The organism is Alteromonas macleodii ATCC 27126 (genome assembly GCF_000172635.2).
Taxonomy (GTDB): Bacteria; Pseudomonadota; Gammaproteobacteria; order Enterobacterales; family Alteromonadaceae; genus Alteromonas; species Alteromonas macleodii.
Genome location: NC_018632.1, coordinates 1761567 through 1778569, shown reverse-complemented (window position 1 = coordinate 1778569; position 17003 = coordinate 1761567). Strand labels below are relative to the sequence as shown.

Here is a 17003-nt window from a genome sequence, read left to right as displayed (position 1 = left end):
AGGCATTCCCTGTGTCATAGAAATTAGGAAGACACCCACCCTACTCTATTTAAAGTAGATTTAGAAACGCTGAACTTTATTAATAGGCTAATGAATTGCAAAGACACCCAGCGCAGCGAAAGCGCTTAGCATGGGTGTCTTGCTAATCATCTTGCTAACTAGTGGCTAACGCGACAGCCGGTCGCATAGGCCCAACACAAGGAGGGGTTATGCCCGTTCTTCGCTCAAGTATAAATACGAAATCTGAAACATTTATCGCAAATGCCGAGCACATGCAGGCTCAGGTAAATGATCTCCTCGAAAAAATCGAACAAATTTGCCAAGGTGGCGGTGAAAAAGCGGCGGAGCGCCACGTGTCTCGAGGAAAACTTCTACCTCGCGACCGAATCAACGCACTGATTGACCCAGACACGCCTTTCCTAGAAATAGGCCAGCTGGCTGCATGGGAAGTCTACGAAGACTATGTACCTTGTGCCGGAGTCGTTGCCGGTATCGGTATCGTTGCAGGTATCGAGTGTATGATTGTAGCTAACGATGCTACTGTAAAAGGCGGGACGTACTACCCCCTTACCGTGAAAAAGCACCTTCGTGCTCAGACTATCGCAGAGCAAAATAACCTACCTTGTATTTACTTAGTAGATTCAGGTGGCGCTAACTTACCTCGCCAAGATGATGTATTCCCAGATAGAGAGCACTTTGGTCGCATCTTTTTTAATCAAGCGAATATGTCTGCTAAGAATATTCCTCAAATTGCGGTAGTAATGGGTTCCTGTACAGCTGGTGGTGCTTATGTTCCCGCCATGGCTGATGAAAGCATTATCGTTAAAGAACAAGCGACTATTTTTCTGGGCGGCCCACCGCTTGTTAAAGCTGCAACAGGTGAAGTTGTTACCGCAGAAGAGCTTGGCGGTGGTGACGTTCATACTCGAATTTCGGGCGTTGCCGACCATCTCGCCAACAACGACCACCACGCACTCTCATTAGCGCGTAATGCTGTCTCCAGACTAAACCGAAAGAAGCCAGAATGCCTAGATGTGGCCGAGGTAAAACCTCCACGCTACGACACCAAAGAAATCTACGGCATTGTGCCTGCTGATAGTCGTCATACATACGATGTAAGAGAAATCATTGCGCGTGTTGTGGATGACTCAGACTTTGATGAGTTCAAACCGCTTTACGGCACAACCTTGGTTTGTGGTTTTGCGCGCATTTTCGGTTTCCCCGTAGGCATTGTGGCTAACAACGGCATACTTTTCGGTGAAAGCGCGCTTAAAGGTGCTCATTTTGTCGAACTATGCGCCATGCGAAAAATCCCTCTCGTGTTTTTGCAAAACATCACAGGCTTTATGGTCGGTAAGCAATACGAGCATGGCGGTATCGCAAAACACGGCGCAAAAATGGTAACCGCCGTTGCATGTGCGAATGTGCCAAAGCTCACAGTGCTTATCGGCGGAAGTTTCGGTGCAGGTAACTACGGCATGTGCGGCAGAGCCTATGACCCACGCTTCCTTTTCATGTGGCCAAACGCTCGAATTTCTGTAATGGGTGGTGAACAAGCTGCTGGCGTTCTCGCTCAAGTTAAGCGCGACCAAAAAGAGCGCTCAGGCGAATCATGGTCTGCAGAAGAAGAAAAGGCATTTAAACAACCTGTTATCGATACGTACGAAAAACAAGGACATCCATACTATGCGTCTGCAAGGCTTTGGGATGATGGCGTTATTGACCCAGCGGATACTCGATTAGTGCTTGGACTATCGCTTTCAGCGGCGCTTAACAAGCCTATCGAAGACACCCAATTTGGCATATTTAGAATGTAGGAGTGCAGGTAATGGAACAATCAGTAATTTACAGCGTAGATGAAAGAAACATTGCCACTGTTACTTTAAACAGAGCTGAAAAACATAATGCCTTTGACGACGAAATGATAAACGAGCTTACTCGCGTTTTTAAAAAAGCGGGGGAAGATAAAAGCGTTAGGGCACTAATCCTGAGAGCTGAAGGCAAAAGTTTCAGTGCAGGAGCCGATCTTAACTGGATGAAAAAAATGGCCAGTTATACCGAAGCGCAAAATGAAAGTGATGCACTTGCATTAGCAACCATGCTGCAGACGCTTTATAAAATGCCGAAGCCCACGATAGCAAGAGTACAAGGTGCAGCTTTTGGCGGTGCTGTTGGTTTAATTGCATGTTGCGATATTGCTATTGGAAGCAAGCTCAGTAAATTTTGCTTAAGTGAAGTTAAAATTGGCCTTATTCCAGCAACCATCAGCCCTTACGTGGTTGAAGCTATGGGCGCACGAGTATGCCGACGCTACTTCCAGACCGCTGAAGTATTTTCTGCGCGCAGAGCAAGACGACTTGGACTTTTGAGCGAATCAGTAACAGAAGACGAACTCGATAGCACTATCGACAATATTTTATCAAACATACTGAAAAACGGCCCCCAAGCAGTGGCGAAAGCAAAAGACTTAGTGCAATGGGTGTCTACGCAAGAGATTAACGATGCGCTTCTCACAAAGACGAGCAAACTTATCGCACAAGTTAGGACATCTGAAGAAGGTCAAGAAGGTCTGTCAGCCTTTTTAGAAAAGCGCAGTGCTTCATGGGTGGAGGTTAAGAATGATAAATAAATTACTAATTGCAAACCGTGGTGAAATTGCATGCCGCGTTATAAAGACAGCCAACGCTCAAGGTATAAAGACGATAGCCGTTTACTCTGACGCCGACAAAAATGCCCTTCATGTACAAATGGCTGATGAAGCTGTTTATCTAGGGCCATCTCCGTCGAAGGAAAGTTATTTACGAGGCGAGTTGATAATTGAAAAAGCAAAGGAGCTTGGTGTAGACGCTATCCACCCAGGCTACGGCTTTCTCTCAGAAAATGCTGAGTTTGCGAATCTATGCGCCAAAAACAATATTATCTTTGTAGGCCCACCAGCATCTGCAATTGAAGCGATGGGGTCTAAGTCTGCCGCCAAACACATTATGGAAAAAGCAGGTGTTCCTTTGGTTCCAGGCTATCACGGCGACGATCAAAGTGAAGCGGTATTGAAAGGCGCTGCCGATGATATGGGCTACCCAGTCCTATTAAAAGCCGCTGCTGGCGGTGGCGGTAAAGGCATGCGCCAAGTTTGGAGTGATAAAGAGTTCTCTCAAGCATTAAACGCAGCCAAACGTGAATCTATGGCGAGCTTTGGTGACGACCACATGCTGGTTGAAAAGTACCTGACGCGCCCTCGTCATGTTGAAATTCAAGTTTTCTGTGACACCCATGGCAACGGCGTATACCTTTTTGAACGTGATTGTTCAGTTCAACGCCGACACCAAAAGATTATTGAAGAAGCCCCTGCCCCCAATATGTCTCAGTCAGTGAGAGAAAAAATGGGTGAAGCGGCGATACTCGCGGCGAAAGCCATTAACTACGTAGGTGCGGGAACGGTTGAGTTTTTACTTGATGAAGACGATTCATTTTACTTCATGGAAATGAATACACGCTTGCAAGTAGAGCATCCTGTGACAGAAATGATCACCCGTGAGGACTTGGTTCACTGGCAATTAACTATTGCCGAAGGAAAGCCCCTTCCCAAACAACAAAATGAACTCACCTTAACAGGACACGCATTCGAAGCGCGCATTTATGCTGAAGATCCAAACAACGAGTTTTTGCCTTCTACCGGCACGCTGTGCCTTTTACGTACGCCAAAAGAAAACGACGTAGTTCGCGTTGATACAGGTGTTGTTGAAGGTGATGAGGTAAGCGTTTTTTACGACCCTATGATTGCCAAGCTTGTGGTTTGGGGAGAGAACCGTGAAATAGCGCTCAAGCGCTTAATTAGTGCACTGGGTGACTACTACATCGACGGTGTAAGCACAAACATCGACTTCTTAAAGCGTGTCGCTACACACCCTGCGTTCGTTGCCGCTGAGCTTACAACTACGTTTGTGGAGAAACACCATGATTCGTTGTTTAGCGCGACAAGTGATGATGCAGCTAGCGATGACACCCAAGTAAACATTCCTGTGATGGCATTGCTTTCACTTTTAAATAGAAAAGTTTTTAGAAGCGATAAAACCCCATCTGTGTGGTCAACCGCCGGTGCGTGGCGCGCTAACGCAAATCATACAGAAACTCTCACCTTGCTTTGCAACCAAGAAGAAGTGCATGTTGGAGTCAAACACCAGCGTCACGGAACTGAAGATGCTTGGGAGCTATCTGTTGGAGACAATTCCTATAACGTTAAAGGCAAGCTGGTAGATAGTGCTTTGCAAGCAACGATTAATGGGTACAAATCAACATTTACGTTTTCAGATAATGATGGCGTGTTTACACTCCTCAACAAAGACACCCATGCTAAGTTCACCCTAATCTCAGCATCTCTTGGTGATGATAACTATGATAATGGCGACGCTAATTTCAGTGCCCCGATGAACGGAACCATAGTGGCGCATTTGGTCGAAAAGGGTGTGTTGGTCAAAAAAGGCGAGCCTATACTAGTTATGGAAGCGATGAAAATGGAGCACAGCATCATTGCCCCGCACGATGGTGCAGTGGAAGAGTTCTTTTTCAATCCCGGTGAACTAGTTGACGGTGGCGCAACACTGTTGGCGTTCTCCACTAAAGAAGCTGCCGAGGTTTGATGTGATGTTTCCTAAAGAAGTGAGTATTGTTGAAGTAGGTCCTCGAGATGGCCTTCAGAATGAAAAGCAGGCCTTAAGCGCCGAACAAAAGATTGAACTTATTCAACTTCTTTCTAAAACTGGCCTTAACCGTATCGAAGCAGGAAGCTTTGTATCGCCCAAATGGGTGCCCCAAATGGCGAACTCGGATGCGGTTTTTAAGGCGCTTAGCCCCGAAGACAAGATTCATTATTCTGCATTGACACCCAACCTTAAAGGCTTGGAAGCAGCCATTGAAGCGGGTGCGAAAGAGGTTGCAGTATTCGGTGCTGCCTCTGAGTCCTTTTCACTAAAGAACATTAACTGCTCTATAAGCGAGAGCTTAAAGCGTTTCGAGGCTGTGTTTGACCTGGCAAGCGAAAACAAAATCAAAGTGAGGGGCTACGTTTCGTGCGTAATGGGGTGTCCTTATGAAGGTAAAATTTCACCTAGTGCCGTTACACAGGTGAGTAAGGAACTTATTGACATGGGGTGTTACGAAGTATCCCTTGGCGATACTATCGGCGTAGGTACACCAATGTCTACAAAACTGCTATTAGATGACGTCTTAAATGAGGTTGATGTCAGCAAAGTTGCCGCCCATTTCCATGATACTTATGGACAAGCGCTAGTGAATTTATACACTGCCCTTGGATATGGCATCTCTTCCATTGATTCAGCTGTTGCAGGACTTGGAGGCTGCCCGTATGCCAAAGGCGCAAGTGGGAATGTTGCAACTGAAGACGTCCTATATATGTTGAACGGTATGGGTATATCAACAGGTATAGACATGGCGAAATTGTTAAAAGCGTCTTCTTACATTTCAGAACTTTTAGGCCGCTCTCCCGTGTCGAAAGCAGCTAATGCGCTTCTAGCAAAATAAAAAACTGATGGGGGATGCGGCAATGCGCCCCCTCTAAGAAAGACACCCACCCTAATTGTGAAGTCTCACTTTAAATCACCGTTTATGTAATGGGCGTCTTTATAAGTTTATAGGCACAAACTCAAAAATACATTCTTTCACGCTCAGCCAGTTAACTTTGCAATGGATGTCTCTCCAAATATTCATTACTTTTCATCGAAAAGTCTTACGTTGGGTGTCTCTTCTAAAACAAAACAAGTCCATCGGTCAGGTCACAACTGAATATTCACAATGCTAAGGTCACACAATGACTAATTACCTTGCATTTATCTAACATGGCGCAAAGCAGAAAATCCCTCATTAGTTTAAAAGATACACCCTACTATCATTGTATATCTCGCTGCGTGCGCCGTAGCTACTTATGCGGGTACGACCGAAACAATAGAATTAGTTACGAGCATCGAAAATCGTGGGTAGAACAACGGCTGTTATTTTTGAGCCGGGTATTCGCGATAGATATTTGTGCATACGCTGTTATGAGCAACCATGTCCATATCGTTTTATGCGTGAATAAAGAGGCAGCGCTCTCATGGTCATTACAAACTGTGTTACATCAATGGCATAAAATGCACAAAGGAACAGTACTCACTCAAAAGTTTATGAAGGGCGAAATCTTGAGCGAAAGTGAGTATGAGACAGTTAAAAGTACTGCTGATGTGTATAGAAAAAGGCTCTACGACATAAGCTGGTTTATGAGAAATTTAAACGAGTATATTGCGAGAAAAGCAAACGAAGAGGACGATTGTACTGGCAGATTTTGGGAAGGTCGCTTCCGTTCACAAGCATTGCTAACAGAAAAAGCCCTACTGTCATGTATGGCATATGTTGACTTAAACCCTATACGCGCAAAGGTCGCAACGGGCTTACAAGACTCATATCACACAAGCATTAATAAAAGATTGAACACGAGTATTTCACAAAACAAGACAATAAAAGGGTTAATGCCATTAAAGAGCCACCAACGATGTAGAAACACTCGCGGCTTAGATTTAACGTTGAATGACTATTGCGATCTTCTTAACCAGTCAATCGAACTGTTGCGCGACACCGATTCGACAGCCGCTCAAACGAGACCCATTCAACATGTAAAACCTCTTGGTGTATGCCAACATCATTGGCATCACATTATCAGTGATTTCGAAAACGTATTTTCAGTCGCGGCAGGAGACGGTTCATCTATGCGGAAGTTCCAAGCAAATACTAAAAGAAAACGAATGGCCAAAATATCTTCGGCAGCGATATGCTTTGACTAAACCAATCTACTTCTCGTCAGGTAAGATAACAGTAGTGATAATTGCCAGTAACAGCATGCCAGCCATAATATAAACCACTGAAAAGGTTAAAACAGAGGTTAATGCAGCGTAAAGTGCACCGAATGCTAATAAAATCATACCTATAGCCGTGTTTGAGAAGCCAACCAGCTCTGTTCTTTCATGGCCTTCTTTAACATCTAAACTATATGTTTTCCGTCCGGTTCTTACGCCAGCATGGGATACCGATAACAAGAAAAACAACAGTGCAGAGGTTACAATCGTCGTCGTTTGCAATGTAAGCAAACCAATGCATGAAATTATCGCGAGTAACCCTGAAATTTGAAGGGTTAACTTTGCGCTTTTGTCTGCAATCTTTCCCCAAATTATTGATGATAGAAGAGCAGCAGTTGCTTCGGCTCCTATATAAATAGGAAGCAGCTCTTTTACATCTCCATTTTTTTCTATCATGAAATAAGGCGCAACCAAGGCTGAGTGAACGAAAAGCCCTCTTACCAAAATGAATTTGTAAACCGTGGCGTCGAAGTCAATACTAAACGCTTTTTCCTCTTTATCACCCACATCTACCGTCGTTTTAACAGGCCATACACATATAAGGGTCAAAACAAATGATAAAAGACTCCCGCACAAGACTATCAGCAGCACGTTCGAAGAAAGAGAGCCGTCGTAAATTGCCAAAGGTATAGCGATAACAAGGGTGACCATGCCTGAAACGGTAGATGCAATTCCGATTAGGTTACCCCGCTCTCCTTTCTTAGCTACGTCAGCCTCCATATCTTTCACGGTAAGAGAGCAGGCAGAGCGACCCAGGCTCAAGAAGACAAGGGAAATAAGTATCAAGGTACCCGCCAAGCCCCCTGAAAATAAAATGACCGCGAGCAGCATACAGAAAACTGAAAGCGTTTGTGTGAGCATACCGACACGCCAAACCAAGTGCCGCTGAGTATGTTTTCGAAGATAAATGCTAATAAGTACTTGAGGCAGAAGCGCGCCCGACTCTCTAATTGGAACCAGCCAGCCTATCATCCAAACTGGTGCGCCGATGCTAATAAGAAGTGCGGTCAAGGTTGTTTTAGCAGAGATCAGTAGGTCGGCTAGTTTATTAAGCGAAAGGCCTGTAATAAGTAATTTTTTTTGTTTCATGGAAGGTAAGCATGCACCGCAATTCGATTGAACATATACGGTGCACTTATCCAGTCAGATCAGAAAGTTATATGCCCTACCCAGCGTTTTCAGCGAGTATTTTGAGATTTTCTAGGCCCATTTCGAAATCCGGACCAATCATGCTGTCCATCATCAAAGCAAAATATTTGTTTATAGGGTTATTGTCTACCGAGCCTTCATCTCTCCAGGTTACAAGAGAACCATTTTCTGTGGGCTCAATTTCTACGACGCCCGATGAACCCATGTCAAAATCGGGAAAATATAATCGGTACATCACACGTCTGTTATGCTCTAGTTGCGTAATCTCCATTTCTCCATTTCCCTCGGTTTCACTTAACCACTCGGAACGCATCCCAATAGCCCTATCAGGCCCTGAATAATCAAGTTTCATATCAGGATCACGCTTGAACCATACGCCCCATTTCTTCCACTCTTTCAAATCAACGACATAGGGATATATTTCTGATGGCTGAGCATCAATATTAATTGTCCTTTCAACGCTGTAATCTTTAGGAATAAAAAAGCTTGTTGCGACAAATAATACTATAACAACACCTACGACCATTAAGAGTTTTTTTAACGCTCCCATCTGAGACTCCATAAAAGAATTGATCCTTTAAATATAACATTTAATTAACATTTGTCACTGAAAGATCTTTCTTGCTCATTTTACTGTTAGATAGACACCCACCCCGTCATGTTTAACGCAGTTGAAAGCAAATTTATACACAAAATAACTATTATGAGCCTTCTCTTTCGCGTTACCGAGAAAGGACACTCAGCAATAAAACCTTATGATGCATGAAGTAACCACTTCGTTTATCGAGCAAAGTGTAGACTAACTTTCTACAGTTTAAAAATGGGTGTCTACACAGTGACTTGCTTTGATCGAGGGTCTTTTCTGGATGCGCATGATGAAATTGAATTGTGTGTCTCGCTAACTTTTTTATCGTCAAATTTACTAAGTAACTAACTCATAGTAGCGATGGGTGTCATGCTAATACTTTAATTCTAGAAGCCTATTCCAGCTTAATAATAAGAGATAGGGGTGGGTGTCTTTGTAAGAGCAACATTTGAATGCCATTGGATGAGATTAAGGGAATTAGGGTGGGTGTCTCTGTAAGGGCGAGAGCCCCCCAACCTACAATTTTTTAAAAACATTTACCATTTCATCACAAAGCATGAAAATCGCGCTGTCATTCTAAATTATCTTGTGTAATATGGATTTAGGTTATCAAGAAAGCCTGTTCAATCAGGCCTATCATGCATAGCGCAGTCAATCGCAACACTTCGTTTTCTTTTTATATTTCTATCGATACACAGTTGTCGCTTTATTACAGGAGTTTATAGGAAATGGCAGATCAAAGTTCTCGTTACATCAGTAACCTTACTCGCGATACATATGCGCTCATCCTCGCGGGTGGTAAAGGTTCTAGACTACACGAGCTCACTAATTGGCGAGCCAAACCGGCACTTTATTTCGGCGGTAAATTTAGAATTATCGATTTCCCGCTATCAAATTGTGTTAATTCAGGTATCCGTCGAATAGGCGTGGTTACCCAATACAAGTCGCATTCTCTTATTCGTCACTTGGTTCGCGGTTGGGGTCATTTCAAAAAAGAACTTGGCGAATCTGTAGAAATCCTACCCGCTTCTCAACGTTTCTCCGACAGTTGGTATGAAGGAACCGCAGACGCGGTCTTCCAAAACATAGATATCATTCGTGATGAGCTTCCAAAATATGTCATGATCCTTTCAGGCGACCACATATACCGTATGGACTACGGTGATATGTTGGCCAAGCACAAAGAATCTGGTGCAAAAATGACGGTTTCATGTATGTCAGTGCCCTTGGGAGAAGCCGCGGGTGCGTTTGGCGTTATGTCGGTTGATGAAAACTATCGTATTAACGGATTTGAAGAGAAGCCAGCTAACCCGACTCCACTTCCTAATGACCCAACGCGCTGCTTAGCATCTATGGGCAATTACGTGTTTGATACAGAGTTTTTATTCGAGCAATTACGTGTTGATGCTGAAAATATGGGCTCGCAGCGAGACTTCGGTAAAGACATCATTCCATCAATCATCGCCGACCACCCTGTATACGCCTATCCTTTTGAGAAAAGTGGCGGAGACAACGCCTATTGGCGCGACGTAGGTACTATCGATTCATTTTGGGAAGCCAATATGGAAATGGTTGCTCCTGTACCTCAATTGAACCTCTACGATAGAAAATGGCCTATATGGACATACCAAGAGCAACTGCCACCAGCAAAGTTTGTTTGGGAAGACCACGACAGACGTGGTGAAGCGATTAACTCCGTAGTTTCTGGGGGCTGTATAATTTCAGGCTCTACACTTCGTTCATCTATTTGCTTTTCCAACGTACGCGTACATTCCTATGGCCTTATTGAGGACGCCGTAATTCTTCCTGATGTGGAAATTAAACGCCATTGCAAGCTGAAAAAGGTGATTATTGATCGAGGTTGTGTCATTCCTGAAGGTACTACGATTGGTTACGACCACGAGCAAGACAAGGCACGTGGATTCCGCGTATCTGAAAAAGGTGTGGTACTGGTGACGCGAGAAATGTTAGGTCAGCCCGTGGGTGGACTAAGCAAGCCTAGAAAGCACGACTAACTCATTTATCCTAATGTTATGGCGAGATTGATTTTGGCGTTAAAACGCTTAAATCAATCTCCGTAATATTTAATTCGCCTCATGACTCCACTGCGTTAATGTACGCTCAATAAAGCTCGCTACCTGCTCAGGGTGTTCTAGTGGAAACATATGCCCACCATCGAGCACGCTATGCTCAATAGCATTATGCTTCAGAAGCCGCGAGTACATTTCTGGCTTACACACGTTACTTTTGCTTCCTGTCGCCAATACGGCCGGACACTTAAGCTTTCCTTTATATTTACCCAAATTGTGCGGAACATTGCGAAACAAATCTGCTTCTACTTCTGCACGAAATGTGAGTGAAATATTGTCCCCCTTCAAGGCGGTTACAGATTTTACATAATCGCGTACGCATCGTTTATCCATATCCCTAAACAATGCTTTGCTGTGAAAGTACGCCACCATGTCAGTATTCCTTGGCCAACTGGTATTGCGTGTTTGCGCGAGTTTCGCTGGCGTTAGCTTGTTAATTAACGGCGTGTGTTTCGCGAATTTAAAAAAGTAACTTAACGGGCCGACAACAAGTGGCGGATCGAATAAAATAATGCCTCTGAACAGCTCTGGCGCTTCGCAAGCCGCCATGTAGGTAATTACAGCACCAAATGAATGCCCAATACCATAAACGCCTCGCGGATCCTTGTTCTCTTTTTTTATATGCTTGATAAGTTCTTGAACTTGATTGCGCCAGTTACCATTCACAGGAAGCTGAGGATCGTGTCCAAAGCGCTCAACATGAAGACGGTGAAAGTGATCAGGTAACGCTGAAAACATCGCATTATAACTACCTGCCGGAAATCCATTTGCATGGGCAAAATGAAAACTCAACTCTGACGATGTCACCAATACACTCCTTTATACTCAAACAACAAAGGGGCTTTAAATCAGCCCCTTAGCATGAAAGTTCGATAATACTATAAGCCTCTGGCTTCTGCCATTTCCCAATCTTTTACAATCTTCGTGCTCGTCCATAAGAACACGGCAATAGAAAGCGCGTAAGGAACTACTAGGTAGATGAGTGCCTGTCTCAATGCCTCCGTCTCGCCTAAAGATGGCACCAATGCTTGGCTAATAATACCCGTCAGCGTTGGGCCACCGCCCAGAGCAATGATGTTCAATACAAAGAAGAACAACGCTGTCGACATAGCTCTTACGTTTATTGGAGCTAGTGTCTGTGCCATCGCAAAACTTGGGCCTAGGTATGAACCACTGGTGAATAACAACAGCGCCATGAGCCCTACTGATAACCACAAATCTTGCACTTGTAACGATGCATAAAATGCCGGCACACCAATAATAAGTGCGATAGCGGGCAATAACGCATAAGCTTTTTTATTGTGCTTACCCCATCTATCAGCAATATAGCCTCCTAGCCATACACCGAGCGCATAGGCGGTGCCATTGATAATGCCAAAAACGATTAGCAACTGTGTAATATCTAAACCCGCAAAGGCGCGAACGTAGTAATCAATTACCCATGTCGATATGGCATAGTTACCGAATGATCCAAAGGAAATACCCAGTGCCATTCCCCACCACGTCGGAATTTTCAGTAGCATCTTGAGAGACGACTTTACACTCGGCTTGTTCGCATCATCTGCGCTTGGTAAAGAGACCGTTCTGGCAGGTTCCTTGACCGTGAGCTTAAGCAAAATAGCCAGTAACACCCCTGGAATACCCACGCTGTACATTACCGTTCGCCAGTCGGCAGAACCGCCCTGTAAAAAGAACGCTGATGCAAAAAACGCAAGCATAACGCCAAAAGGAATACCTAAAGAGTATATTGCGAGCGCGCCCGCGCGTTTTTCTTTAGGGAATAAGTCAGAAATAATACTGTGGGACGGTGGACTACCACCCGCTTCACCGATGCCGACACCAATACGTGCTATGGCAAGCTGCATGTAATTGGCAGCTAACCCAGATGCAGCGGTAAATCCACTCCAAAGCGTTAGAGAGATCGCAATGATATTAACGCGGCTGTACCTGTCGGCAAGCCATGCAATTGGGATCCCCATCACGGTATAAAGTAGCGCAAAGTAGATGCCTTTAAGCCACCCAAGTTGGGCGTCATCTAACCCCAAATCGGCTTTGATAAAAGGAGATAGAATCCCAATGATTTGCCTGTCTATAAAGTTAAAGGCATACACCAAGGTTAATATGAATAGAACGTAATTCCGGTAACTTCTAGATGCTCCTGCTTCTGCAGCGGGAATACCTTCAACGTGAGTATGGGCCATAACAGTCCTTTTGAGTGACAATAGCTCAGTCTATGCATTAGGCAAAAAAATAAACAACTAATTGTTACTTATTTGTTAACATAACGAAAATTTCTAACTGAGGCTTTTCGTTCTATAGCGCTTAAGGTACGATGACAAACACTTAACTCATCAGACCAGACAAGCAAATATGACAGTAGATGAATTGCTCAATATTCCTCAATTATCTCAAACTTCGGAAAACACATGGAAAGTTGATGGACTAGTTATCCCTAAGACGTGGGGACAGGGACGAACTGCGTTTGGAGGAATTTCTGCCGGTATGCTTTACACCGCAGTAAAGCAGCAAGTCACTGATAACCGCGTGCTGCGCTCTTTTACCACTAACTTTGTTGGTCCCCTATCTCTTGAAACGCCTTTTTCTATCGAGGTAACGCTACTTAGAACAGGGAAAAACGTCTCTCAGTTCACCGCTCATGCTATTCAAGACGGCAAAAGCTGTGTTTTTTCGCAAGCCTGTTTTGGTGTTGCGCGTCAGTCAGGTATTCAAGTTGAGAATACAGATACACACGACATGCCTCAGCCGAATAAAGCAAAGTTCATCCCGCAAATACCTAAAGTTACGCCTAAATTCTTACGCTATTTTGATTTGGCAATTGAAGATGGCGGCATTCCATTTACGCGCAGAAAAACCAGCCATTATCACGGCTTTATGCGCTTCAAGCAGCCCCCCGAAGCCATCACTGATGCACATATCATTACTATGATCGACGCATGGCCACCTACACTTTTACAAATGATGAAGCTTCCGGCACCAGCCAGTACAGTAAGTTGGAACTTAGAATTTATCCATCCTCACAAGCCGGTAAGCCCGACAGACTGGTTTGCTTATAAAGCTCACACAAGACAAGCTGCAGATGGTTATGGCCATACTGAAGCGACGATTTGGGATAAGGATAATGAAGTGATTGCCATCAGTAGGCAAACCGTAGCGATTTTCGACTGATCGCTACGGCATTTCGAAAAGCACGTTAAAAACGTTACATTAATACAGCATAAACGCGTTAGGGTTAAACAGGGAAATTACCGAAATACACTGCAGGTTGGTTATATCTAGCGCGTCTTCTAAATCTTCGCGATTAAGCGACAATGCCTCATGCAATTCTGGCTTTAAGTTGTGATAACTCGGGTAGATCTCAGGGTTGACGTTATCGAGTGCCAACACATACGAGAGTTGTAGAATCTTCTCATCTGTAGAAGCAGACTCCTCCTCTTCTTTGTGGATACTGGCAATTGGCGTATAAATAGAGCTTGGAATATCCCACTTTTCAATTAATCTTGCCGATAATTCCGCATACGTGAACCCTAGCACTCCAAATTGAAGCTCAGCAGGACTTACTCTGGTGTTGAATGCCTGACAACGGGTTGCCGACTCAGGCAAAACCGAAACGGTTACCAGCTCGCCTATGTTGTGAAGCAGCCCCGAAACAAAGAGTCGCTCAGGCTCACGAATATTGCGCATATCCGCAAAGTACTTTGCCAGAAGACCGCATGAAACACTTTGCTCCCAAAACTTGTCGAGATCGATACGTTGACCGTCTACATCACTGAATGCTTGACTTACGCCATAAGCCAGTGCCAAGTCATAAGTGGAGCGGGTCCCCACTACCTGGATGGCTCTTGTGACGGTGTCTATTTTATTAGGAAAACGATAGAGCGCTGAGTTTGCTACTCTTAGCAATTGCGTTGCCAATGACGGATCGAAAGCAATAATATCGCCGATGTCGTCAATGCTTGAAGCTTCATCATCCATACAAGCTTTAAGTCGAGTTACCGAATCAGGTAAAACAAAGAGGTTTTCCGCTTTCGAAACTAGTTCATCTAAATTCATTCGTGCACTCTCTTTCATGCCGCCTTTGTCAATGTAGCGTTGAAGGCACCTCCATTCGCCTTGCGTTCATTAAGGTATAGGCACAAAAATGTAGTTGGTCAATAAGTATCAACTAGTAAAAAAGTATGATTTCTTTACTAATCATTAAGTTAACCTAAATCCTTCATAAGCCTTGATACCGCGGGGCTCATTTTCAATTTGAAAATCTTGCTTTACGCTGAACATCAACAATTCACGCAACGCCGCTGATACGCACTACACTCGTGTATTCAGCGCATCTCTGGAAGGCCTGTATTATAGCTTTTTGCCCCTTTTTACATACAAATAATTCTAATACATAGAAAAACTTAGGGTAATTACCCATAAGAATTAGATTTTCTAAGGAACACTTGCTTTTGTAATGACCAATTCAAATTTATGGTAGTATTTGCACACTATTTACTATGCCCTTGATGGCAAAGTTCTTAAAGCAAAAGTTGTAATCCATCCATGTTAAATGTCGCTGTTATCGGTTATGTGTGGCCTGAGCCAAATTCTTCGGCCGCGGGCCAAAATATGTTAGCTATTATTAAGCGTTGCTTATCTGCCGATTTCAATGTGACATTTCTGACCGCTGCCACCGATAGCGACCATAAAGAAGACCTTACAGCATTAGGCGTTGATGTGCATTCTGTGGCATTGAATTGTAGTTCTTTTAATAGCCAAATAGCGCATATAAAGCCTGACGTTGTTATATTCGACCGCTACATGACAGAAGAGCAATTTTCTTGGCGAGTAAAAGAAGCGTGCCCAGATGCACTTCGAGTTTTAAACACTGAAGATTTGCACAGCCTGCGTCAGGCTAGGCACGAAGCGGTAAAACAGGACAATGATGCTCGCCTTGCTCAGTTAAATAGCGAATTGGCGCAAAGAGAAGTTGCAGCAATACTAAGAAGCGACCTTACATTAGTAATTTCAAAACGAGAAATGGCGCTTTTGACGGAACATTACGGTGTACCTAGAGCGCAGCTCCAATACCACCCTCTTGTTGTAGGAAAAACGCCCCTCGTGACGCTTCCTTTTGAGGAAAGAGCGCACTTTGTTCATATTGGAAACTTTCGCCATGCGCCTAATTGGGACGCGGTCCTGCAACTAAAGCAAAGCATATGGCCTGAGATAAGAAAAGCGCTACCTAAAGCAGAATTGCACATATACGGCGCTTACCCGCCTAAAAAGGCCACCCAACTGCACAACGAAAAACAAGGCTTTTTGGTAAAAGGTTGGGCCGAAAATGTGGAGTCTATAATGTTGAGTGCAAAGGCGCTGATCGCTCCTTTACGATTTGGCGCAGGCATTAAAGGCAAACTAATTGATGCGATGCGCTGCGCTACTCCTAGTATCACCACGTGGATAGGCGCAGAAGGTATCACCTCAACCGCTTCAATCACTGCTAATAGCAATATACAGGAAATCGATGATCCAAAGCAGCTAGCGCAATGGCCTGGTGCGCTTTGTAGCGCGAATACAACTGACGCAGCGGTTATTCAAGACTACGTCAGACAAGCTGTGGCACTTCACAATGATAAGTCTACGTGGGATAGCGCTAGTAACTTAACGGCGACAATACTTAGCTCTTTTGAAAGCGAACAGCCAGAAGTGCCGTTAATTGAAAAAATCACTGGTTTAAAACAGTCGCTTAACACGCATAGAAACGGTTTATTTATGCAAAGCTTGCTGTGGCATCAAACACTGACGGCGAGCAAGTACATGAGCCAGTGGATTGAAGCAAAAAACAAATAACGGCAGCCACTAGTTTAGCGGCTAGATGCCCTTTAATTTAGCTATTACAGATTTAATCCCGTTTCCACGAGACTGACTTAAGTAGCGTTCCAGCTGACAGCGAGACAAATATCTCTCAAAGTCGAATTCACTGCGCTGCTGCGGGGTTAATTCGTTTGCTTTTTCTAACAATACTGCAAGCACGCCGCGAATCACTTTGCTAGGCGAGTAAGCCATCAAATTGCCTTGTTCGTCAGAAGTGGCGAGCCATACCGGGCTTTCACACCCTTCTACTTCTGTTTCAGCCAAACGTTTTTCCGCTGGAAGCGGGACAAGCGATTTACCCGCAAGCATCAGTGTACGAGTAAAATCGTCCCACCCTTTCGCGTTAGCCAAAGATGAAGCCAGAGGAAGCAAAGTTTCGAGAGAACTCATGATCTCTATACC

The 17003-nt window shown here is 44.3% G+C and carries 14 protein-coding genes; 8 read left to right on the top strand and 6 right to left on the bottom strand.

Annotation, left to right across the window (positions count from 1 at the left end):
• Nucleotides 1-209: 209 nt before the first annotated feature.
• The 5 genes from MASE_RS07615 (at nt 210) to MASE_RS07595 (ending at nt 6830) form a co-directional block, all read left to right on the top strand.
• Nucleotides 210-1817 (top strand): carboxyl transferase domain-containing protein, encoded by a 1608-nt coding sequence (locus MASE_RS07615; RefSeq protein ID WP_014949159.1) that lies wholly within the window; start codon nt 210-212, stop codon nt 1815-1817.
• 11 nt (nt 1818-1828) lie between these two features.
• A complete protein-coding gene (locus tag MASE_RS07610; protein WP_014949158.1) occupies nt 1829-2629 on the top strand; it encodes an enoyl-CoA hydratase/isomerase family protein in 801 nt (266 codons plus the stop codon).
• Entirely contained in the window at nt 2619-4637 is a 2019-nt protein-coding gene (locus MASE_RS07605) for an acetyl/propionyl/methylcrotonyl-CoA carboxylase subunit alpha (protein ID WP_014949157.1), read from the top strand. Before MASE_RS07610 ends, MASE_RS07605 begins: the two co-directional genes overlap by 11 nt.
• Nucleotides 4638-4641: 4 nt before the next feature.
• The gene (locus MASE_RS07600; RefSeq protein WP_014949156.1) at nt 4642-5538 is read left to right on the top strand and encodes a hydroxymethylglutaryl-CoA lyase; all 897 of its coding nucleotides are present in this window, start codon (nt 4642-4644) and stop codon (nt 5536-5538) included.
• Between the two features lie 314 nt (nt 5539-5852).
• Complete coding sequence (locus MASE_RS07595; protein ID WP_041693454.1) at nt 5853-6830, top strand: transposase; 978 nt, start codon at nt 5853-5855, stop codon at nt 6828-6830.
• A 6-nt stretch (nt 6831-6836) separates the two neighbouring features.
• Here the strand turns inward: MASE_RS07595 and MASE_RS07590 are convergent, their stop codons facing one another.
• Together MASE_RS07590 and MASE_RS07585 are read right to left on the bottom strand one after the other, a co-directional pair.
• A complete protein-coding gene (locus MASE_RS07590; RefSeq protein ID WP_014949154.1) occupies nt 6837-7991 on the bottom strand; it encodes an MFS transporter in 1155 nt (384 codons plus the stop codon).
• A 76-nt stretch (nt 7992-8067) separates the two neighbouring features.
• Nucleotides 8068-8613, bottom strand: a complete 546-nt coding sequence (locus tag MASE_RS07585) for an SRPBCC family protein (RefSeq protein ID WP_014949153.1) — start codon at nt 8611-8613, stop codon at nt 8068-8070.
• 752 nt (nt 8614-9365) lie between these two features.
• On the opposite strand from MASE_RS07585, the gene glgC reads away from it, so the two are divergent.
• Nucleotides 9366-10652 carry a glucose-1-phosphate adenylyltransferase gene (gene glgC / locus MASE_RS07580; RefSeq protein ID WP_014949152.1) on the top strand — a complete coding sequence of 429 codons (1287 nt, stop codon included), beginning with the start codon at nt 9366-9368 and terminating at the stop codon, nt 10650-10652.
• A gap of 69 nt (nt 10653-10721) precedes the next feature.
• Here glgC and MASE_RS07575 read toward each other — a convergent pair whose 3' ends face one another.
• Nucleotides 10722-11534: an alpha/beta fold hydrolase gene (locus tag MASE_RS07575; protein ID WP_014949151.1), complete on the bottom strand. Its 813-nt coding sequence runs from the start codon at nt 11532-11534 to the stop codon at nt 10722-10724.
• A gap of 71 nt (nt 11535-11605) precedes the next feature.
• Nucleotides 11606-12928: a spinster family MFS transporter gene (locus MASE_RS07570; protein WP_014949150.1), complete on the bottom strand. Its 1323-nt coding sequence runs from the start codon at nt 12926-12928 to the stop codon at nt 11606-11608.
• 169 nt (nt 12929-13097) lie between these two features.
• On the opposite strand from MASE_RS07570, the gene MASE_RS07565 reads away from it, so the two are divergent.
• The gene (locus MASE_RS07565) at nt 13098-13913 is read left to right on the top strand and encodes an acyl-CoA thioesterase (protein WP_014949149.1); all 816 of its coding nucleotides are present in this window, start codon (nt 13098-13100) and stop codon (nt 13911-13913) included.
• A gap of 39 nt (nt 13914-13952) precedes the next feature.
• On the opposite strand, the gene MASE_RS07560 is transcribed toward MASE_RS07565, so the two are convergent.
• Nucleotides 13953-14798: an HDOD domain-containing protein gene (locus tag MASE_RS07560; protein ID WP_014976262.1), complete on the bottom strand. Its 846-nt coding sequence runs from the start codon at nt 14796-14798 to the stop codon at nt 13953-13955.
• A gap of 489 nt (nt 14799-15287) precedes the next feature.
• Here MASE_RS07560 and MASE_RS07555 point away from each other — a divergent pair, with 489 nt between their 5' ends.
• Nucleotides 15288-16577: a glycosyltransferase gene (locus tag MASE_RS07555; protein ID WP_014949147.1), complete on the top strand. Its 1290-nt coding sequence runs from the start codon at nt 15288-15290 to the stop codon at nt 16575-16577.
• 21 nt (nt 16578-16598) lie between these two features.
• On the opposite strand, the gene MASE_RS07550 is transcribed toward MASE_RS07555, so the two are convergent.
• The gene (locus MASE_RS07550; protein WP_014949146.1) at nt 16599-16991 is read right to left on the bottom strand and encodes a SufE family protein; all 393 of its coding nucleotides are present in this window, start codon (nt 16989-16991) and stop codon (nt 16599-16601) included.
• Nucleotides 16992-17003: the final 12 nt, after the last annotated feature.